This is a genomic window from Paraburkholderia kirstenboschensis (assembly GCF_904848585.1).
Taxonomy (GTDB): domain Bacteria; phylum Pseudomonadota; class Gammaproteobacteria; order Burkholderiales; family Burkholderiaceae; genus Paraburkholderia; species Paraburkholderia kirstenboschensis.
Genome location: NZ_CAJHCR010000012.1, coordinates 189,612 through 210,017 on the forward strand (window position 1 = coordinate 189,612; position 20,406 = coordinate 210,017).

The 20,406-nt window shown below is 61.9% G+C and carries 19 protein-coding genes and 1 pseudogene; 12 read left to right on the forward strand and 8 right to left on the reverse strand.

Annotated elements, in window-relative coordinates:
• The first annotated feature begins 260 nt into the window (after window positions 1-260).
• The gene (locus tag JMY24_RS26285; protein WP_128597175.1) at window positions 261-689 is read left to right on the forward strand and encodes a DUF1810 domain-containing protein; all 429 of its coding nucleotides are present in this window, start codon (window positions 261-263) and stop codon (window positions 687-689) included.
• A gap of 231 nt (window positions 690-920) precedes the next feature.
• Here the strand turns inward: JMY24_RS26285 and JMY24_RS26290 are convergent, their stop codons facing one another.
• The 4 genes from JMY24_RS26290 to JMY24_RS26305 form a co-directional block, all read right to left on the reverse strand.
• Window positions 921-2,033, reverse strand: a complete 1,113-nt coding sequence (locus JMY24_RS26290) for a low temperature requirement protein A (RefSeq protein WP_201703190.1) — start codon at window positions 2,031-2,033, stop codon at window positions 921-923.
• A 702-nt stretch (window positions 2,034-2,735) separates the two neighbouring features.
• The gene (locus JMY24_RS26295; RefSeq protein ID WP_236597510.1) at window positions 2,736-3,008 is read right to left on the reverse strand and encodes a VOC family protein; all 273 of its coding nucleotides are present in this window, start codon (window positions 3,006-3,008) and stop codon (window positions 2,736-2,738) included.
• A gap of 500 nt (window positions 3,009-3,508) precedes the next feature.
• Complete coding sequence (locus JMY24_RS26300; RefSeq protein ID WP_201703191.1) at window positions 3,509-4,372, reverse strand: class I SAM-dependent methyltransferase; 864 nt, start codon at window positions 4,370-4,372, stop codon at window positions 3,509-3,511.
• Between the two features lie 95 nt (window positions 4,373-4,467).
• A complete protein-coding gene (locus JMY24_RS26305; protein ID WP_201703193.1) occupies window positions 4,468-5,361 on the reverse strand; it encodes an NAD(P)/FAD-dependent oxidoreductase in 894 nt (297 codons plus the stop codon).
• Window positions 5,362-5,617: 256 nt separating this feature from the next.
• On the opposite strand from JMY24_RS26305, the gene JMY24_RS26310 reads away from it, so the two are divergent.
• The 4 genes and pseudogenes from JMY24_RS26310 (at window position 5,618) to JMY24_RS26325 (ending at window position 7,269) form a co-directional block, all read left to right on the forward strand.
• Window positions 5,618-6,250: a TetR/AcrR family transcriptional regulator gene (locus JMY24_RS26310; protein WP_128598306.1), complete on the forward strand. Its 633-nt coding sequence runs from the start codon at window positions 5,618-5,620 to the stop codon at window positions 6,248-6,250.
• Window positions 6,241-6,345: pseudogene (locus tag JMY24_RS26315) on the forward strand (IS5/IS1182 family transposase); the annotation flags it as partial. The gene JMY24_RS26310 and the pseudogene JMY24_RS26315, both read left to right, overlap by 10 nt.
• A 10-nt stretch (window positions 6,346-6,355) precedes the next feature.
• Complete coding sequence (locus tag JMY24_RS26320; protein ID WP_164853845.1) at window positions 6,356-6,511, forward strand: hypothetical protein; 156 nt, start codon at window positions 6,356-6,358, stop codon at window positions 6,509-6,511.
• 434 nt (window positions 6,512-6,945) lie between these two features.
• On the forward strand, window positions 6,946-7,269 hold the full coding sequence (locus JMY24_RS26325) for an Imm40 family immunity protein (protein ID WP_128598305.1): 324 nt from the start codon (window positions 6,946-6,948) through the stop codon (window positions 7,267-7,269).
• A gap of 126 nt (window positions 7,270-7,395) precedes the next feature.
• On the opposite strand, the gene JMY24_RS26330 is transcribed toward JMY24_RS26325, so the two are convergent.
• Genes JMY24_RS26330 through JMY24_RS26345 form a run of 4 tightly spaced genes read right to left on the reverse strand, consistent with a single transcriptional unit; the run spans window position 7,396 to window position 11,105 of the window.
• On the reverse strand, window positions 7,396-7,848 hold the full coding sequence (locus tag JMY24_RS26330) for a hypothetical protein (protein WP_201703195.1): 453 nt from the start codon (window positions 7,846-7,848) through the stop codon (window positions 7,396-7,398).
• Complete coding sequence (locus JMY24_RS26335) at window positions 7,841-9,256, reverse strand: serine/threonine-protein kinase (RefSeq protein WP_128598304.1); 1,416 nt, start codon at window positions 9,254-9,256, stop codon at window positions 7,841-7,843. Before JMY24_RS26335 ends, JMY24_RS26330 begins: the two co-directional genes overlap by 8 nt.
• The gene (locus JMY24_RS26340) at window positions 9,253-10,173 is read right to left on the reverse strand and encodes a c-type heme family protein (RefSeq protein ID WP_201703197.1); all 921 of its coding nucleotides are present in this window, start codon (window positions 10,171-10,173) and stop codon (window positions 9,253-9,255) included. Before JMY24_RS26340 ends, JMY24_RS26335 begins: the two co-directional genes overlap by 4 nt.
• Entirely contained in the window at window positions 10,170-11,105 is a 936-nt protein-coding gene (locus tag JMY24_RS26345) for a hypothetical protein (RefSeq protein ID WP_128598303.1), read from the reverse strand. Before JMY24_RS26345 ends, JMY24_RS26340 begins: the two co-directional genes overlap by 4 nt.
• 319 nt (window positions 11,106-11,424) lie before the next feature.
• Here JMY24_RS26345 and tssB point away from each other — a divergent pair, with 319 nt between their 5' ends.
• The 7 genes from tssB (at window position 11,425) to tssH (ending at window position 20,359) form a co-directional block, all read left to right on the forward strand.
• Window positions 11,425-11,946 (forward strand): type VI secretion system contractile sheath small subunit, encoded by a 522-nt coding sequence (gene tssB / locus JMY24_RS26350; protein WP_201703198.1) that lies wholly within the window; start codon window positions 11,425-11,427, stop codon window positions 11,944-11,946.
• An 8-nt stretch (window positions 11,947-11,954) separates the two neighbouring features.
• The gene (tssC, locus tag JMY24_RS26355; RefSeq protein ID WP_128598301.1) at window positions 11,955-13,457 is read left to right on the forward strand and encodes a type VI secretion system contractile sheath large subunit; all 1,503 of its coding nucleotides are present in this window, start codon (window positions 11,955-11,957) and stop codon (window positions 13,455-13,457) included.
• A gap of 85 nt (window positions 13,458-13,542) precedes the next feature.
• Window positions 13,543-14,046 carry an Hcp family type VI secretion system effector gene (locus JMY24_RS26360; protein ID WP_128598300.1) on the forward strand — a complete coding sequence of 168 codons (504 nt, stop codon included), beginning with the start codon at window positions 13,543-13,545 and terminating at the stop codon, window positions 14,044-14,046.
• A 104-nt stretch (window positions 14,047-14,150) separates the two neighbouring features.
• Entirely contained in the window at window positions 14,151-14,663 is a 513-nt protein-coding gene (tssE, locus tag JMY24_RS26365; protein WP_128598299.1) for a type VI secretion system baseplate subunit TssE, read from the forward strand.
• A gap of 5 nt (window positions 14,664-14,668) precedes the next feature.
• Window positions 14,669-16,558: a type VI secretion system baseplate subunit TssF gene (gene tssF, locus JMY24_RS26370; protein ID WP_201703199.1), complete on the forward strand. Its 1,890-nt coding sequence runs from the start codon at window positions 14,669-14,671 to the stop codon at window positions 16,556-16,558.
• The gene (gene tssG, locus JMY24_RS26375) at window positions 16,522-17,553 is read left to right on the forward strand and encodes a type VI secretion system baseplate subunit TssG (protein WP_128594381.1); all 1,032 of its coding nucleotides are present in this window, start codon (window positions 16,522-16,524) and stop codon (window positions 17,551-17,553) included. The genes tssF and tssG overlap by 37 nt, the downstream gene beginning before the upstream one ends.
• A gap of 94 nt (window positions 17,554-17,647) precedes the next feature.
• A complete protein-coding gene (gene tssH / locus JMY24_RS26380; protein WP_128594380.1) occupies window positions 17,648-20,359 on the forward strand; it encodes a type VI secretion system ATPase TssH in 2,712 nt (903 codons plus the stop codon).
• Window positions 20,360-20,406: the final 47 nt, after the last annotated feature.

Sequence of the window (20,406 nt, forward strand, 5' to 3'; positions counted from 1 at the left end):
GAGGAGCCTTTCTCACACTGGCGATTATGAAGGCCTCGACCCGATATTCGCCGATGTAAAGCCCGCTTGCCCGGGTTGCGGAACGTCGCTGGGCCCCGAACACATCGTAGCGCGGCTTGAGCTACCTGTTGCCGGTGGCAACACGTCCGGCGCCGTCGCAGATGGCATGCTCGCATCCATCGGTCTTCACAACGGACGCGAAACGGGGTAAGCGATGTCGTCGCAGGCCGGGTGACACTGACGAAAAGGAGGACATCGTTATGGCCGACCGTTATGATCTGCAACGTTTCCTGGACGCGCAGCAGCCGGTCTATGCGCGCGTGACCGACGAACTGCGCGCCGGCGAGAAGCGCAGCCACTGGATGTGGTTCATCTTTCCGCAAATAGAGGGAATCGGCAGTAGCCCGACCGCGCAACGCTACGCGATCTCCGGGCTCGAAGAGGCGCGCGACTATCTCGCACATCCCCTGCTCGGGTCGCGTCTGCGAGAGTGCACGGCGGTCGTCAACGGCATCGAAGGTAAGACGCTCGACGAGATCTTCGGCTATCCGGACAACCGCAAATTCTGTTCTTCGATGACGCTGTTTGCGCGCGCCGCGCAAGACAATGAGCTATTCGAAGCGGCACTTCGCAGGTACTGCGACAACGAGCCGGATCCGCTCACCGTCGCGAGGCTGCCGCGCGACTGATTCATGAGGCAAGCAGGCATGCCCGCACGTGATGCGCCGGGCGAGCGAGGCATGACAGAGTACGCGTACCCAATTCACGGGCGCAGCGCTTGCTTCACGTGCGCTGTTCCCGAGCGATAGAAGGAGGCCGTATGGCAGATCAGCATAAACCCGGCGAGACCGTCAAAACATCCGGGGTGTCGCTCATGGCTGGTCTCATGCGACAGCGCTGTCGCGCGGATGGTCGTGACGCTAGGGCCGGACGTTCAGGTATCTGAGGCTGAGGAAAGCATAACAAATCACCGCAGCGGTAAGACCAAGCAGAATGTAACCGGTTCTGGGCAATAGCAGGGCAAACCCGGTCAACACGAAGACGACCAGGGTGTTGACGACCAGTTGGGACCGCAGCTCGGGACGCTCCATAAAATAGCCATACTGCTTGCCAATGAAAAAGCAGACCGCGCCGATGACCGACAATACGCGGAAATCGGATACCACCATGTCGTCCAGGGTCGCGTGCCGGATCAGGCTGGCTAGAATCGACAGACCGATGAAGACGAAAAAGTGCGAGTACAGGACCGAATGGCCGGTCGTGATCTTCTGTTTTGTCAGCAGGTGAAAACTGTCAAAGTAGACCCACCAGATGCCCGATATCATCACGAAGCCGGTGGCCGCGGTCAGCAGCCTCTCCACAGTCCAGCTGATGTTGGCCAGTCCCGTGGACAGGCTGCTAACGGACTCTCCCAGTAGGATGATCGTGAGCAGGCCCACACGCTCGATCAGGTGTTCGGTATGCACTGGGATGACCCGGAGACGACGCGGCAAAAAAAAGATGAACACAGCCAGATCGAACAGTATTCCAAGGTAAAACACGACATATCGCTGTGGCGCCGGGAACAGGACCGAAGCGAGGCTGATGGTGCTGCCAGCGACAATCACCCAGCCAACTGCCGTTGTGAGTTGTTTGCTTTCCTTGTGCCGGTATTTCGACACGAAGTACATCATGGCGATGATGTATTTTGAACCGACGTAGCAGACGACGATGGCCTCAAAGCTGGCCAGGAATCGTCGGTCGATCAAGCCTGAGATGATAATCAGCAGGAACATGATGAACAGGGTTGCCAGCCGATGCTTTCGGTCATCCGCATCGAACCGGTTGGCATACATCGTGTGGCTGACCCAAATCCACCACAAAGGTATGAAAATCAGGACAAATTTCCAGAACTGCAGTGGGTCAAGATGACCCTCATGCGTGTGGCTCAAGATATGCGTTACATCAGCGATCGTCACCGCAAAAATCAGGTCGAAGAACGCCTCCAGCCAGGTGGCATGGCGATTGGACTCAAAATACTTTATGTTGGGCATACGCCTCATTGTCGTGTTTGCGCCGGGGGGCACCTCCGGGTGCCGGGACTCTTATGCTGTGCCGGGGGACGTTTTGAGGCGTGCGGCCCAGGACCTGTCAACTTGTTGAAGGGACGCTCGACAGATCCCCCAGATCGTCAACAATCAATCCGACCAACATACTCCAGCCTATGCACTGTCCCTACTGTTCCGCACAGCTCGTTGAAGCCACCGGGGGAGAGCTCCGATGCTCATTGTCGGGCTCATTATTTAGCATCTCCGTTCGAGAGCAATTCGAGACGCTCACGTCGAAGGCTACCGCTTTATCCTACAAGTTGACACCGTTCAATCTGGGTAGATGGTTTTGTCCTTGCTGCGGCATGGCAACCAACAACGGAGTTTGCGCCAAATGCGGCCCGGTGATCACCAGTCGGCTAGCACGCCAACTGCTGGAACTGAATCCGCACGAGCGCAGTTAAATCTCTCGACAAAAATGACGACACACAGTTCGGACCGGCGTCGGCCAGGAACAGTCACCCGAGCTAGGCCGCTACATCGTTCACAACGCGACTGCGGAGGTTCGGAAGCGACCTCAGGGTTAAGCACGGAATCGCAAGTATCGAGTCCCACTTGCCAGAAGCGCTTTGCGGCTCTAGCGCTCCTGTCGGACTAGAGACCTTCACCATGCCGCCATAATGACCGTATTGAAAGACCGTGCGGAACCTACTGTGGCGCGGGATCGTGACAGCAAACGCAAATCTTGTTTCCCTCTGGATCCCGGAAGTACGCGCCGTAATAGTCGGGGTGGTAGTGGGCTCTCAATCCGGGCGGGCCTTCGCAAGAACCCTTGTTCGCCAGCGCACTAGCGTATGTGTTGTCGACTGATCGGCGATCAGGTGCAAGCAACGCCACCATTTGACCGTTCCCGTGCCCTGCAGCGTTGCCGTCGTATGGCCTGCCAATGAGGAAAAGTGGACGAGGCATTCCCTCAGCCATCCAGCCCGCCCATGCTTTATTAGCCTCTTAGAACTTGAGTTTATGCCCCAGCTCGTTCATGACGGTCGAATAGAACTTAAAGGCACGGTCAAAGTCGCTAACGCCGACAAAAACATGCGAAATCATTGCGTTCTTCCCTTGGACAAGCATTGATGTTAATTGACGTTACCATGACGGAAGTAGATTGAAAATTCGTTGCAGTCTCAGGTGCTGAATGGCTGCCATCGGAAACCGCGAATGTCCCTTTAGGGTCGGTTATGCCATGTTGCATGAGACGTGGGACGGCGAGAGCGACGTGCACGGTCGTGGGACGCGGTGCGGCCACAAACTGCCGGTCACATGCGCCGCCGGCAGGCCGCTCACGCGTCTGCTCTGCTTCGCAACCGGCCATTTGATTGTCGCAAGGCGAGCGCTCGTTCAGCGGCCAGAAGGGACATCCATCTGAGCGGCCAACGACGCCCAGCTCTACCAAGCGGAGGCGTCTCCCCTATTAATCCCTGTCAGCTTGCCGGATTTCGTGCCATGACGACCCAGGCCGCGCCGTTGATCAACACCGACCCCTCGCCGGGGAGGCTCGCGAAGGCGGCACGAACTGCGGCGGAGGCACGGGCGCGGATGTCGTCGGGCTGACCAGCGAGCGCACGCGACAGCGGGCCGACCTCAAGCGTCATCCTCACTGCGTCGTCGATCGCGGCGTCCCGCGTTTCGCCCTCGCCGAACGAGACGGCCGCGTCGAAGGGCGAGATAACGATTTCGGTGAAACCAGCCGCCGTCAGGATGCGCGCCACGTGCTCCCGGTCGCCAAACGAGAACGGTCCGGGCGCTTCGGGATCGGGCAGCGCGCTCGGCGGGACGATGTCCTTGAGCGCGTCCACCGGCAGTCGCATCCAATCGTTCTCGGCCGCACCGCGCCAGCAGACGAAAGCGACCCGGCCGCCCGGCCGGAGCGCGCGTCGCATGTGGGCGAACGCTGCTGTCGGATCGGGGAAAAACATCACGCCGAAACGCGAGAACAGAATGTCGAACGCGCCTTCGGGCAGCTCTGCGCTGCTGGCGTCGGCCACCAGAAACAGGGCCGGCGTATCGTGGCGCGCAAGCGCGCGCGCTCGATCGATCAGCGGTTCGGATATGTCCACGCCGAGCACTTGGCCCTCCGCGCCGACGCGAGCGGCCAGAGCCAGACTCGACGCACCCGCGCCGCAGCCGATGTCCAGCACGCGCTCACCTGTCGCGGGCGCGGCGGCTTCGATCACGGCCTGGCCGAACACCGCCACCAGAGCGTTGAGCCGGGCCTGGTTGGCGACCCAGCGCTCCCCGCTTTGACCATTCCAGTCAGCCACCTGATCAGCACTTTGCTTTGCCATGTCATCTCCTTGACTCGACGATCCGCCTTTCACCGCGTCGATCCACGCCAACCTTTTCGAAGGCGACGACGCAATGAGAGCAGGGATCTGCGCTCTCAAACCACCATCGACTGCTGGGCGAAGATACCCGCCATCGCGCCCTGCGATGAAGCCTGGGTGACCGAGGGCAAGAAGGACGTGGCGAGGTCGCCAGCGGCGTAGATGCCGGGCATGTTGGTTTGGCGGCGCTCGTCGACCTTGAGGACGATGCCCGTGGGGGTGTCGACCGTGGCGAGGCCCAGTGATTCATGCAGGCTTGCGGACGGCTTGTTGCGCGGATGGGCGAACAGGACGTCGACCACGACATTGCGGCGGGTATCGAGATTGACGGTGGTGATATGGCCATTCTGGTGGGCGATCTCGACGATCCGGCCATCGATGAGAGATATGTTGCGGCGCGCCAGATCGGCCTGGATATCGGGCGCAATGTCATGACCATCGGCGAAGACAGTCAACTTGTCGGTCCAATCGCGGAACAGCCTGGCAGACTGGTACGACTGCTGGCTGGACCAGACGAGGCCCCAATGCTGGCCGGCGACTTCAAATCCGTCGCAATAGGGGCAGGGCACGATGGACGTGCCCCAGCTTTCGGCAAAGCCCGGAACATCAGGCATCTGGTCGGCGACGCCATAGCTCAGGATCAAGCGGCGCGCCCTCAGGCTTTCGTGATCGTCAGTAACGACGCAGAAATCGTCGATGGCGCCAGACACGCTCTCTGCCCGGGCATTGACGAGGCTGATCGTTGGATAGCGCGACAGCTGCTGCCGCGCCTCGACCAGGATGTCCAGCGGCGGCTTGTGATCGTGGCCGAGCAGGCCATGCGAGTGGCCGGCAAAGCGGTTGCGCGGCCGGCCGGTATCGAGATCGGTGACCTTGCGGCGGGCACGGCCAAGCTGCAGGGCAGCAGCGAGGCCAGCAAAGCTGCCGCCGATGATGATGACGTCATTCATGGTGATGGGCTCCTTGTTGCGGATGGAAGGCTGGCTGAGCGTGGTGTGCAACATCGTCCGGCGATACGCGTTTGAGACAGTCAGCGAGCACTGCTTCGACATTGGTAAGAAAGTTGCCCATGGCTATTGACCAGCCCGACAATGCCGCTCGATATCGCCGGTCGGCCCGGGGGAAACCTGCCCTTGGCTTGCTCATTTCGATACTTCATGGTATCGTAATTCACCAATTTGGATACTGTCAAGTACTGGAATTGTCGTGACCGAAAATAGCCAGGGCCGGCGCGGCCGGCCCGCCAACGAGGCGCTTCGCCAGACGATCGTCGACGCTGCCTGCGAACTCTTTGTGGAATTGGGTTTTCAAGCGACGACCATGGATAAGGTCGCCCAGCGCGCGAAGATATCCAAGCTCAGCATCTATCGGCACTTCGAGAACAAGGAGGCGCTGTTCAGCGCGGCCATGGTGGCCCGCTGCAATCAATTTGCACCGCAGGCCCTTTCTGAAGGCATCGCCGGTTCGGCCGAAGATCAGCTCATGGCGGTCGGATCATCCCTGCTTCGCACGCTGTTGAGCCCGGACGTCCGCAGTGTCGAAGCCATGGTTTTGGCCGACAAGACGAATCAAAGGTCGTTAAGCAAGCTCCATTACGAAGCCGGGCCCGCCTATGTCATCGCCCAAATCGAGGCCGTGTTGCGTCAGTTGCACGCGAAAGCGATTCTGAACGTGCCCGATGCTCACCGGTCCGCCCGCTTGTTTGGCGCGCTCTTCAAAGGATGCGATCTGCTGCTTATCGCACGCTTCGACGAGGCGAGAGCAGAGGACGACAACGAAATCGAATCCTATTGCCGGTCGGCCGTCGCCATGTTCATCGCCGCGCACGGTGGCATCTAAAGGTGCGCTATCGAGGCTTGATGACGAACCCGCAGCAGTCGCATACGATGTTCGCCCTGAGCAACCTATGGATGATGCGTGGACGACTGACGGGGAGGACATTGCGTGAGCGCAAAAAGCCGTCCGTACGGGCAGGCAATCGACGCCTTCTTTATGCCGAACGTCGCGCTGCAATCGATCCAGGTGCCGCACCGCTTGCACCGCATCGACCCTATGTGGATGGCTCAGTGCGGCAAAACGAGTTCTGAACACCATCCCTAACCTTGCGGGCGCTTCCTTTCGATCTGGTGAACGACAAGCTGATTGCTTATAGAGAAATCAAACTTAAGTTCGAGAGCAATTCGAGGGTCGAGCAAGACGTCATCCTTGCACGGCGTAAGCCGCCTCACCAACTCACGGGTCTAAGCGTCTGCAGAGGCCGATGACTTATCCCCAAGGCGACGGCACGGAACGACCGTTCCCCTCCGATACCTACCCTTAGAACAGAGACTGCTCGATTGGCTGCAATGGGTCGACCACCGCCGGACGCGGTGAGTGCGACCCGTGCTGCATCGCCTGATTGGCATCCGCCCGGGTTCGGCCACGAACGGTCATTTGACGATCGTCCCCGGATTGCTGACAATCCGGCGTCTTGCACCGATCGACGAGTTGTCAATTGATCCGGTTTTTCGACAGACACTGCCACAAGGGTGCCAATGACCATCTCGAAGATCCTCGAACTTTACGCTCGCAGCGGGCGGTCGCTGGAAGATATTGGCCTAAAGGAAGCCGCGTTAGATCTCCCGGAAGCAGGGCAAGCGTTGGACCTGTTTGCGGGCCAAAAATGGCTGGTCCTCGGCGGGGACGTTTATCGCGCATCGTCAGACGGACGAAGTCTTGAGCCCACGCACGAAAATTGGTTTTACGAGGGAAGCAATGTCGACGAGGGAATCTCTGCAGCTCGGGATTTTTTGCGTTCCTTGCGAGAGCGTTCCTTATTCGTTGTGTTTGTCGTTACTGGCCGAACTCCACCCCGGTGAATCACGGCACACCTGAACGGCACACCGGCCTGCGAAAAAGCGCGGGAAGTAATGAGGCTCCTGAAGCCGCATAACTTTGTGGGGGCTGCAGGCGCGCACTTCGTCATGGCGCGGGCTCGACCCCAATCAACGACGCCGGCCAGATTTGAGCAAGTCGCCTGGATCGATAGTCAGCGCTTGACGATAGGGCGCGAGCGCGTCGCGACGACGGTTCACCATCTGCAGTACATACCCGAGGCGGAAGCTGGAAGCGACATCGTCAGGCCGAAGCTGGGCAAAAACGTCAGCCAGTGTGATGGCACTCGCGTACTGTGTTTGCGCGATCAGCATTTGCGTCAGTGCGCCGACCGGGTCATCGTCAATGCCGTGGAGGTGTGCGGCCGCCTGCAGCCAGATTGATTCAGTTTCCGACTGGCCGTTTCGCCGGACTGTCGCGGCATGACGCAGAAAATATAGCCGCCGCTTATCTCGGTGTGTCGCCCCAGTCCCTGCCGTACGCGTAAAACGCGCTTTAGCCGGCCACTGGACGCGAGCCGTGGGGACGCCCATGGCGCTGAGTGCATCGGCTGAGTCATTCATCCGGCGCGTCGAGCTTGTCGAGAAACGCACGCTTATCTACCGACGCGGGCAATGCATCCGCAATCCGCGCGTGAAAGGCCGCGATATCGGTGCCCAACGCGGCGCGCCGTGCGACGATGCGCGCGATCGGCCCGATATGCGTGGCCAGCCTCCGCGCGACCAACTCGATGTGCGCGGGATCGATCGCCGCCGCTGCGGTCTTCGTTATGCTGTCGCGGTGCTCTTCTCGTATGGTTACGATCGCCGATGCCGTCGCGTGTCGCTCTAACAAGGCAGTGAATTCGTGCCGTGCAGTTTCGTCGGGGAGATGGCGTGCGAGTTGTGCGGCGAGCATGTGCGAATCGGTGGCTTGCGCCGCCGCACGCCGCACGAGCCGTGACGCAACCGGCCCGACGTGACTCGCAAGCCGCCGTTCGAGTTGCGCGAGAAATTCCGGCGGCCAGCCGAGCGGAACCATAGGCGTATCGGCTAAATCCGGCGGTGGTGCCAGCGCTTGTCGCACGAGCGGTGTGACGACCACGGTCTGATCGGCGTCGAGCCGCGCGGTGAGTGTGTCAAGCAACGCCAGCAGGTCGCTGCGCCAGCTTTGCGCGGAGCCGTAGCGTTCCTCAGGCCGTTTTGCGAGAGCCTTCAGTACCGTCGCATCGACTTCTGGAGGCAGGCCCGCCACTCGCGACGACGGCGCGAGCGGCATCTCGTTCAGAACCTGGTGCATGACCGCTGCCGACGCGCCGGCAAACGGACACACGCCCGTCAACATTTCATACAGCACGACGCCCGCTGAAAACAGATCGCTGCGCGCGTCGATTTCCGCGCCGGAATACTGCTCAGGCGACATGTAACTGGGCGTGCCGATCATCATGCCGAGTTGCGTCAACCGGCCGGTATCGAGTTGCGCGATGCCGAAGTCGGTGACCTTGCATTCGCCACGCGGCGCGATCAGCAGATTCGCCGGTTTGATGTCGCGATGAATCACGCCGACATCATGGGCGTACGCGAGCGCATCGAGTAATTGGGTGAACCATACGAGCACGCGCATCAACGGCATGGTGGCGCCGCCGGCAGCGCGTTGCGCGAGCCGTGCAGCGAGCGTTTCGCCGCGTACATATTCGAGCGCGATGAATGCGACGCCGTCGGCCTCGCCGTAGTCGAATACGCTGACTATGTGCGGATGCACGAGCCGCCCGGCCGCGCGTGCCTCGTTGATGAAGCGCGCCGGCAATTCGGCGTCCGCTGCGGCGCCGCGCGTGTCGTTCAGCAGTTCGGCGCGGATCGTCTTCAACGCGACGTGCCGCTGAATATGCGGGTCGGTGGCGAGATAGACGGTACCCATCGCGCCACGGCCGAGCACGCGCTCGACCTGATAGCGGCCGATCTGGCGCGGCAGCACTTCCGTGCCCGCGATCATGGCCGTGCGCCCGGCGGCACGGTCTCGGCCGAACCGGTCTCATCGAGTATCTCGAACGCGGTCACGAGGCTCGTGCGCATGCGGCCGAACGACACCGCGAGCGAAGCGATCTCATCGCTGCCGTGCGTCGGCAAATCGACCTCGCCGAGTTTGCCGAGACTGACTTCGTCGGCCGCGCGGGAGAGAGTCTGCAATCGTCGCGTGACGAGGAAATGCACCATCACGTTCAACACGATCAGCACGACCGCGAACACCACGCTCAACGCCTCCATGAAGCTGCGCCACAACACGCGGCCACGCGCGATCGATTCGGACATCGGCACCGATACGAATTCCGCGCCGATCACGTCGTTCATTTTCCAGTCGAAGCCGTTCGCCGGACCGTACTTGTCGAGCATCGTGCGCGGAGCGGCGGAGGGCGTGCTGTGACACTGCATGCAAGTCGAATCGGTGATGCTGCTCGGACGCGCGAGGAACAGCAGATGCTCGCCGCCGGGTGTGTGCCGCTGCCCGGTGACCTCTTTCAAGGCCGGCTGATCGTGCAGGTGCGCGATGACCTCGCTTTCCCAATCGGTTGGCCTGTCGCGCGGATTGGTCGGATTGACCATGGTCGACCGATACGAGAAGTTGGGGAACGTGCTTTGCAGCGTGTTGAGCATTTCGATCGCGGAAAACGCCGGCACGGACTCGGGAACGAACGAATACTGAATCTGGGTCGATAGCAGCGGCGTGATGTGCCGCGCGGTGTAGTTCTGCATGGCTTCGGCGGCGCTCATCAGCACGTTGGCGTCATGGCGTGTTTCGTCGAGCGCCTGCTGTTGCAGCACCCGGTCCGCGACGATTCCCGCTGCGGTCAGTCCGATCGCGAAGATCGCGACGAACACGAGATTGAACTTGATGGCGAGTGACAGCTTCATGGGCGGGCGGAACTCGATGAGTAAGCCGCGAGCGGCTTGAGTGTCGTGCGAGGCGGCGGGAAAACCAGCGGCCGCCAGTCTGGCAGCGCACGAATATGCTGCTTCACGTCGCGGCGAAACGCCGGGTCGGGAAGGCGCGCGCGGAAACGCTCGGTGAAACGCGTAGCGGGATCGGTGCGCACGGCGAGCGTGCCGCCGAGCCAATCCGCCACCTCCGCATAAGCAACCGGGCGCAGGCCGTGGGTCGGCAGAGCGCGCGCGGCGGATGGCAAGGGCAATGGACGCAGCGCGTCGCGGAACGCCACCGGCATCGCCGTGACGAACGCGGGTTCCGGGCTCGGAGACACCGACATCGTCCCACCCGCTTTAGCGTGCAGTGCGAACGCGGATCCATGCGCATCGATGCGCAGATCGAGCGGTTTGCCACGTGGCTTGCCGAGCGCGAGTATCTGCGCCGAGCCGCTTTCGCAGAACACGGCGTCTGCGCCGTCGTAACCCTCCGGCGTCGCGGCGATCACCAGCGTCGCGCGATCAGCCGGTGTGAAGCGCGTGCGCTCTGTCTCGACCACCGGCGTCGCGCAATTCGCGTCCGGGCACTCATGCATTACCTTGAGCCACCCGCGCAGCAACGCGATATGCGAGTCGCGCGTCAACATCGCACGTGTATCGCGGCCGAGCGCGACGAGATTGCCGCCCTCGTCCTGAATCTGCACGACGCCGTTGCCTGAACTTTCAATGATGTCGTCCTGTGAGAAGCGTTGACCCGTCTGCGCCTGATAGACGCTCGACGCATGAATTGCCGTGACCGGCGCGTCCGCGCGCACGAGTATCCAGTCCGCCCGTGCGTACGGCGCGATCGCCAGCAAGGCCAGCGACGCGAACCGTAGCGGCGTTCTGAACAGGGTTCCGGTGAGTCGTCCTGAAAGTCTCATTGCATGCGTTGCGGTGAATGCGCTGTCGGTCGAAGCGCAGGTACTCACTGAACACCCCACCTCGGTTGTTTATTCCGTCGCAGGCGAAGGTTCGCGTCAGGGAATATTTCCAGCATCCCAATGTTCCGGTTTGCGCGGACAACAACGGCGCCGAACAGGATCTCTTTCACGGCGATCGAAAAAAAGTGGAATAGATCGCGAGGCTGCGCTGTTCTGTGTGCGTGGACGACGGTCGCGGTACGGCGCAAGTCCATCGCGATCGGGTCGTGTTCAAGCGGCCGCGTCGAATCCCTGAAACCCAATGCAAAGGAATCAGCGCATGGCAACGAAGCAGAGCAGTCAGAAATTCATTGCCCGCAATCGGGCGCCGCGCGTACAGATCGAGTACGACGTGGAACTGTACGGCGCGCAGAAAAAAGTGCAAATCCCCTTCGTGATGGGCGTGATGTCGGATTTGTCCGGCGCGAATGCCGGCGATTTGCCGCCTATCGAAGCGCGCAAAGCGCTGGAGGTCGACGTCGACAACTTCGACAGCCGCATGCAGTCGATGAAGCCGCGTGTGAATTTTCACGTGCCCAATACGCTGACCGGCGAGGGCAATCTCGAAGTGGACACCACCTTCCAAAGCATGGACGACTTTTCGCCCGCAGCGGTCGCTCGCAATGTGGATTCGTTGAGAAAGCTGCTCGAAGCGCGCACGCAACTCGCCAATCTCGGCACCTATCTCGACGGCAAGGGCGGCGCGGAAAAGCTGATTGCGCAGGCGCTCAAGGACCCGGCGTTGCTGCAATCGCTGAGCGCGGCGCCGAAGCCCGCCGGCACCGAACCCGAACAGGAGTAATGGCGACCATGGAAATCCAGAATCAATTCGACCCGGCCGTGCTGGACGCGAGCGGCGCATCGGCTGAAAGCAGCGACTTCGCGGCCTTGCTGAGCAAGGAATTCAAGCCGAAGAACGAGCGCGCGAAAGCAGAAGTGGAAGCAGCCGTGCGCACGCTCGCCGAGCAGGTCTTGCAGGACTCGAACATCGTTTCCGACGACGTCACGCAAACCATCAACGCGTATGTCGCTGAAATCGACCGCAAGCTGAGCGAGCAGTTGAACCGCATCATGCATCACGCGGAATTCCAGAAGCTCGAAGGTGCGTGGCGCGGTTTGCATCACCTCGTGACGAATTCGGAAACCGATCCGATGCTGAAGATCCGGGTGCTGAACATTTCGAAAAAAGAACTCGGCAAGAATCTCAAGCGCTTCAAAGGTGTTGCATGGGATCAGAGCCCGGTGTTCAAGCGTGTCTATGAGGAAGAGTATGGCCAGCTCGGCGGCGAGCCGTACGGCTGCCTGATCGGCGATTACTACTTCGATCACAGTCCGCAGGACGTCGAACTATTGCGCGGCATTTCGCAGATCGCCGCCGCCTCGCATGCGCCGTTCATTTCGGCGGCGGACTCGACCTTGCTCGGTATGGAGAACTGGAACGAGCTTGCCAATCCGCGTGATCTTTCAATGATCTTCACCACGCCCGATTACGCCGGCTGGCGCTCGCTGCGCGAGATGGACGACGCGCGTTATCTGGCGCTGACCATGCCGCGTACGCTCGCGCGTCTGCCGTATGGCGCGAAGACCGATCCGGTCGAGGAATTCGATTTCGAGGAAGACACGGAAAGCGCGGATTCGTCGAAATACACGTGGCAGAACGCGGCGTATTCGATGGCGGTGAACATCAACCGGTCGTTCAAGCAGTATGGCTGGTGCACGCGCATTCGCGGCGTGGAGTCGGGCGGCGCGGTGGAGAGCCTGCCCATGCATACCTTCCCGAGCGACGACGGCGGCGTGGACATGAAGTGCCCGACGGAAATCGCCATCACCGACCGCCGCTCGGCGGAACTGGACAAGATGGGGCTGATGCCGCTCGTGCATCGCAAGAACTCGGACGTGGCCGCGTTTATCGGCGCGCAGTCGGTGGCGAAGCCAGAGGAGTACGACGATCCGTCGGCGACCGCGAACTCGAATCTGTCCGCACGGCTGCCGTATATGTTCGCGTGCTGCCGTTTCGCGCATTACCTGAAGTGCATCGTGCGCGACAAGATCGGCTCGTTCAGCACCCGCGAGCAAATGGAAAGCTGGCTGTCCAACTGGGTGATGAATTACGTCGATGGCGACCCGGTGAATTCCAGCGAAGAAACCAAGGCCCGTAAACCGCTCGCCGCCGCGCAGGTGGTTGTCGAGGAAGTGGAGGGCAACCCCGGCTACTACACCTCGAAGTTTTTCCTGAAGCCGCACTATCAACTCGAAGGTCTGACCGTCTCGCTGCGTCTCGTATCGCGGCTGCCTTCGGCACGCGCGGCCTAAGCATCCTAGCCGGCGAGTAGACGCGCGCCGGCCCCTTGTTCGCCGATCTGGCGAGTACTCTCATTAGCAACGAACAGAGGTCAATATGGCATTCGACATGCACCTGAAATTCGGTTCTGGTTCCGTCACGATCCAGGGCGCGTCCAACCACTCGAAGCACAAGAACGAAGTGCCGATCATCGCGTGGTCGTGGGGCGTAAGCAATACCGGCAACCTGCACACGGGCGCGGGCTATGCATCGGGCGGCAAAGCCAACATCCAGGACATCACCATCACCAAGTATGTCGACAGCTGCTCGAACGCGATCCTCAACGCGTGCTGTACCGGCGCGCGCCTCGAAACCGCATACCTGTATGTCACGAACGCAACCGGGCAGCAGACCGACTTCGTGACGATAGAGCTGAGCGAAGGTGTGTTGATCACGTCCGTGAGCACCGGCGGCAGCGGCGGCGACGAGCGTTTGACCGAGAACATCTCGCTGCATTTCGGCAAGTTCAAGTATTCATTCCAGCCGCAGGACGACGAAGGCAAAGCGAGCGGCGGTACGAAAGACTTCACGTTCGATATCCAGCAGGTCGCGAAGCAGTAAGCGCGTTCGCATTCCGGCCAGCAGTCGCGACGCATCGCAATGCTGCGGGCGGCTGGCCGCCACCGGGCCCGGGCCTGTTACCCGGCTTCATTCAGCGAGAACTCATGGCGGAACTTACGCCCCAGGAGCGCTTGCAGCCTTCGCTGCTCGACCGGCTCACCGATCTCGCGCCGAACGAACGCGACGAGAGCCGCGAACAGCGCGTGATTACGGCGGCACGGTTGCGCGAATGCGTGACGCGCGATATCGCCGCGTTGCTCAATTGCACGCGCCATTGGGACGGCGAGCGCCTCGGCGAACTCGACGGCCTAGACCACGTTCGCAACTCGGTGCTGAATTTCGGCATTGCCGATCTCGCGGGCATGGCGTTGTCCGGCATCGATGCCGGCATGCTGCAAGAGCGTATTCGCGTCGCATTGCTCGACTTCGAACCGCGTCTGATCGCCGATACGGTGCAGGTGAGCGTGAGTACCGACGACTCGCGCATGGACAGCCGTTCGCTGAGTTTTCGTATCGAGGCGCAAATGTGGGCGCAGCCCATGCCGCTCGGCCTCTACCTGCGGACCGACGTCGATCTGGAAACCGGCGAATTCCGTGTGTCGCAACATTTCGGCTGACTATCGTGGACCCACGTCTCCTGCGTTATTACAACCGTGAATTGCAGCATGTCCGCGAAATGGGCGCTGAATTCGCGAGCGCGCATCCGAAGATTGCCGGCCGGCTCGGCATGGAAGGTTTCGAATGCGCCGATCCGTACGTCGAGCGGCTGCTCGAAGGCTTCGCGTTTCTCGCCGCGCGTGTGCAGTTGAAGCTGGACGCGCAATATCCGGTGTTCACCCAGCATCTGCTGGAGATGGTGTATCCGCATTACCTGTCGCCGATTCCGTCGATGGCCGTGGTGCAGATGCATCCCGACGCCACGGAAGATTTGCCGGCCGCCGGTCACGCGGTAGCGCGGCACACCGTGATGCGCAGTCTCACCGGTTTTGGCGAGCGCACCGCCTGCGAATACCGCAGCGCGCACGAGGTGACGTTGTGGCCGCTCGAACTCACCGAGGCGCGCTACTTCGACACGCCCGCCGCGCTGGCCGCAGCCGGTCTCGCGCCGCCGCCCAATCGCCGGGTGCGCGCCGGCTTGCGTCTGCGTTTGCGCACGCTCTCCGGCGTACAGGCAAACATGCTCGCGCTCGACAATCTGCCGGTCTACCTCGCCGGTGCCGACGAATTGCCCGGCCTGATCCACGAGCAGTTGCTCGCCAACGGCGCCGGCTATACGGTGCGCGCCGCGTCGGCACGGGAGGGCGAATTCCTCAGCCAGCACTACGACACGAGTGCCTTGCGCGCGCTCGGCTTCGGCGAGCACGAAGCAATGCTGCCTTACGGCGACCGTTCGTTCAGCGGTTACCGGCTGTTGCAGGAATATTTCGCTTGCCCTGAGCGCTTCCGTTTTGTCGAGTTCACCGGGCTGCGTTCGCTGCTCGCGCGTGCGCAGGGCAACGAGTTCGAGATCGTCGTGTGGCTCGATCGCAGCGTGACACGTCTGCACAATTCCATCGATGCCGGCAACTTCAGGCTCTTCTGCACGCCTGCCGTGAACCTGTTCGAACGCCTCGCGGACCGGGTTCATTTACAGGAAGGGAAGACCGAATATCACGTGCTCGGCGACCGCACACGTCCCATGGACTTCGAAGTGCATAGTGTGCTCGACGTGCAGGGTTACGGCGACCGCCAGGAACCGGAGCAGGCTTTTCTGCCCTTTTACGGCGGCGATTCGCGCACATGGCATGGCGGTCAGGCGGCGTTCTACACGCTGCGGCGCGAGCCGCGCCTGTTGTCGAGCCGCCAGAAAGAGAAGGGCGCGCGTTCGAGTTATGTCGGCAGCGAAAGCTTCGTTGCGCTGGTGGATGGGAACGATGCACCGCATTCCACCTCGTTGCGCCAGCTCGGCTTGCGCGTGCTGTGCACCAACCGCGACCTGCCTTTGCATATGCCGGTCGGCAAGTCGTACACCGACTTTACGCTCGACACCGACGCGCCGGTCGCGTCGATCCGCTGCGTCGCGGGCCCGACCCGGCCGCGCGTGCCGACTGCGAACGGTGACACCGCGTGGCGGCTCATCAGTCATCTGCAATTGAACTATCTGTCGTTGCTCGACGGGGACGGTGAGCACGGCGCGGCCGCATTGCGCGAAATGCTCGGCCTTTATCACGATGAATTCGACGCGGCGACGCGGCGGCAGATAGAAGGCATCAAGCAGGTAGTCGCCAAACCGGCGACGCGCCGCGTGCCCGTGCCCGGACCGATCACGTATGGCCGCGGCCTCGAAATCACGCTGACGTGCGCGGACGCGGCATTCGAGGGCAGCAGCGCGTTTTTGCTCGGGTCCGTTCTGCAGCATTTCTTTGCGCGCTATGTTTCGCTGAACTCGTTCACCGAGACCGTGTTGCGCACTTTCGAACGTAATGAGGTAGCCCGATGGCCCGCGACACCCGGCAAACGCCCGATCCTGTAGCGCCGGATGCCGCGGCGCTCGAAGCGGCGCTGCGCGACCGGCCGTTCGACTTCGAGTTTTTCGAGGCAATGCGGCGGCTCGAATGCGCGTATCCCGCGCATCCGCGCTTCGGTCACTCGACCAAGCCCGCCGAAGATCCGGTGCGGCTCGCCCATGCCGCGACGCTCGAATTTCCGCCGCGCAGCATCGAGAGCTTCGAGCCGCGTACGGCGGGTTCGCCGGGGCGTCTACATGGGCTCTTTCTCGGGCTGTTCGGAGCGAACGGGCCGCTGCCGCTGCATCTGACCGAGCACGCGGTCGATCGGCAGCGCAATGCGAAAGATTCGACGCTCGTCGCATTCGCGGACATGTTCCATCACCGCATGCTGAGCCTGTTTTATCGCGCGTGGGCGGACGCGCAGCCCACGGTGCAGTTCGACCGCCCAACGCAAGACCGGTTTCGCACCTACATCGGTGCGTTGATCGGCATCGCCACACCGCAACTCGAGGAGCGCGATGCATTGCCCGACCAGTACAAGCGTTTTTTCGCCGGAAGGCTCGTGCCGCAGGCGCGCAATGCCGAAGGGCTGAAGGGTTTTCTCGAGCATTACTTCGGCGTGCCGGTGTGCGTGCTGGAATTCGTGGTCGGGTGGATGCAACTGCCGCGCGAGGCGCATTTGCGCATGGGCGGCGCGATGGCGCAGATAGGCCGCAATGCAACGCTCGGTGCGCAGGTGCGTGGCGCGCAGCAGCGGTTCAGGCTGCGTATCGGACCGCTGGGTCTGAACGACTTCAACCGCTTCCTGCCGGGTGGCGACGCGCTCAAGGAACTCGTGGCCGCCGTGAAGCTTTACGCCGGGGCCGAGAAAGGCTGGGACGTGCAGCTCGTGCTGAAGAAAGAAGACGTGCCGACGACGCATCTGGGACGCTCGGGACGCATGGGCTTCAGCACATGGATGGGCCGTTATCCGAAGCCCGTTGACGCCGATCAGGTCGTGCTGACACCAGTCGAATGAAGCGAAGCGATTCAGGCGCGCCAGCGCGAAAGCATTTTCACTTTAGAACCGGGGACCGCCGGGCGGTCGCCTCACTCTCTACAGGATTGACATCATGGCCGAAATCAGCCGCAGTGCCCTGTTCGGCAAGCTCAATGCAGTGGCTTATCGAGGTATCGAAAGCGCCACCGTGTTCTGCAAGCTGCGCGGCAACCCGTACGTCGAACTCGCGCATTGGGTCCATCAGATCCTGCAATTGCAGGATTCAGATCTGCACCGGATCGTCAGGCACTTCGACCTGAATCCGTCCAGTCTCGCGCGCGACGTGACGGCAGCGCTCGACCGTCTGCCGCGCGGCAGCACGACGATTTCCGATCTGTCCGCCGAGGTCGAGGAAGCCGTTGAACGCGGCTGGGTGTTCGCGACGTTGATGTTCGGCGAGGCGCAGGTGCGCACCGGCTATCTGCTGATCGGGCTGCTGCGCACGCGTCATTTGCGTCACGCGCTGCATGCGCTGTCGGCCGAGTTCGCGAAGGTCAAGGCGGAGGCGCTCGCGGACGGGTTCGCGCAAATCGTTGGGGGGTCGCCTGAAGACCGCTTGCAGGCCAGCGACGGCTTTCGCGTCGATACCGCCGCGCCCGGTGAGGGCAGCGGCGCCATTGCGCCCGCGCAAATGGGCCGTCAACAGGCGCTCCAGCAGTTCACCGTCGATCTGACCGCGCAGGCGCGCGACGGCAAGCTCGATCCGATCGTCGGCCGTGATGGCGAGATCCGGCAAGTGGTCGATATTCTGATGCGGCGGCGGCAAAACAATCCGATGCTGGTCGGCGAGGCGGGTGTCGGCAAGACGGCCGTGGTCGAAGGCTTCGCCCTGCGCATCGCGCGCGGCGACGTACCGCCCGCGCTGAAGGACGTGCAGGTGCGCACGCTCGACATCGGACTATTGCAAGCCGGCGCCAGCATGAAAGGCGAGTTCGAAAACCGCCTGCGCCAGGTGATCGACGAGGTGCAGGCATCGCCGAAGCCGGTCATCCTGTTTATCGACGAAGCGCACACGCTGGTCGGCGCGGGCGGTGCGGCCGGCACCGGCGACGCGGCGAATCTGCTGAAGCCGGCGCTCGCGCGCGGCAATCTGCGCACGATTGGCGCGACCACGTGGGCGGAATACCGCAAGCACATCGAGAAAGATCCGGCTTTGACGCGGCGTTTCCAGACGGTGCCGGTCGATGAACCCGAGGAAGAAAAAGCCATCCTGATGATGCGCGGTGTGGCGAGCATGCTGGAACAGCACCACCGCGTGCAGATTCTCGACGAGGCGCTCGAAGCGGCCGTGAAACTCTCGCATCGCTATATTCCGGCGCGCCAGTTGCCCGACAAGTCGGTGAGCCTGCTCGACACCGCCTGTGCGCGCGTGGCGATCAGCCAGCACGCAGTGCCGGCGGAGATCGACGATACGTTGAAGCGGATCGAAGCGCTCGAGACCGAGCAGCGCATCATCGAGCGCGAAAAGAGCGTGGGTGTCGAGGTGACGGCGCGCGAGGCACAGGTCGTTGCGTCGCTCGACACGCAACGTGCGCGGCTCGTGCAACGCGAACTGGCCTGGGCGGATGAAAAGGCGCTGGTCGGGCAGGTTCTCGCGCTGCGCGCGCAATTGCGCGGTGAAATCGCGCCGGTCGAAGGAACGGGCAGCGAACTCGAAGCGGCGGTGCAGGCCGCGCCCGCGCTCGACGACGATACGCGCGCCAGCGTGCTCGCCGAGTTGCAACGCTTGCAGGCGCAACTTGCCGAGTTGCAAGGCGAGACGCCGCTGATTCTGCCGAACGTCGATTACCAGGCGGTGGCGTCGGTGGTTTCCGATTGGACTGGTATTCCGGTCGGCCGAATGGTCCGCAGCGAACTGCGCACGGTGATGAATCTCGCGAGCCTGATCGGTGAGCGCGTGATCGGGCAGGACCACGCAATGGAGGCAATCGCGAAACGCATTCAGACCTCGCGCGCCGGTCTCGACAATCCGGACCGGCCGATCGGCGTGTTCATGCTGGCGGGCACCTCGGGTGTCGGCAAGACCGAGACCGCGCTCGCGCTGGCAGAGGCGTTGTATGGCGGCGAGCACAACCTCATCACCATCAATATGAGCGAGTTTCAGGAAGCGCATACGGTCTCGACATTGAAGGGCGCGCCGCCCGGTTACGTGGGATACGGCGAAGGCGGCGTGCTGACCGAAGCGGTGCGCCGCAAGCCGTATTCGGTCGTGCTGCTCGACGAAGTCGAGAAAGCGCATCCCGATGTGCACGAGATGTTTTTTCAGGTGTTCGACAAAGGCGCGATGGAAGACGGCGAAGGCCGCTCGATCAACTTCCGCAACACGTTGATTCTGCTGACCACGAATGTCGGCACCGATCTGATCGCCGGATTGTGCAGGGACGCCAAGTCAATGCCTGCGGCCGAGGGGCTCACACGGGCGCTGCGCGAGCCGTTGCTCGAGGTATTTCCGCCCGCGCTACTGGGCCGGCTGGTGACCATTCCATACTTCCCGCTGAGCGGCGAAATGCTCGCGCGCATTGTCATTCTGCAACTGGATCGCATCAAGCGGCGCGTGGAGGAACGCTACCACGTGCCATTTGAATACGATGAAGCGGTCGTGAAGCTGGTGGTGAGTCGCTGCACCGAGAGCGAGTCCGGCGGACGGATGATCGATGCGATTCTCACCAACACCATGTTACCGGCGATAAGCCGCGAATTTCTCATCCGCATGATCGACGGGGGCACCCTCGAACGGGTGCGCGTGCGCGTTGCGAAAAATGATTTCGTCTACCACATTCGATGAATGTGCAGCGCTGCCAGGCGTAGCGAGCTAGCGAGATCCAAGTCTGT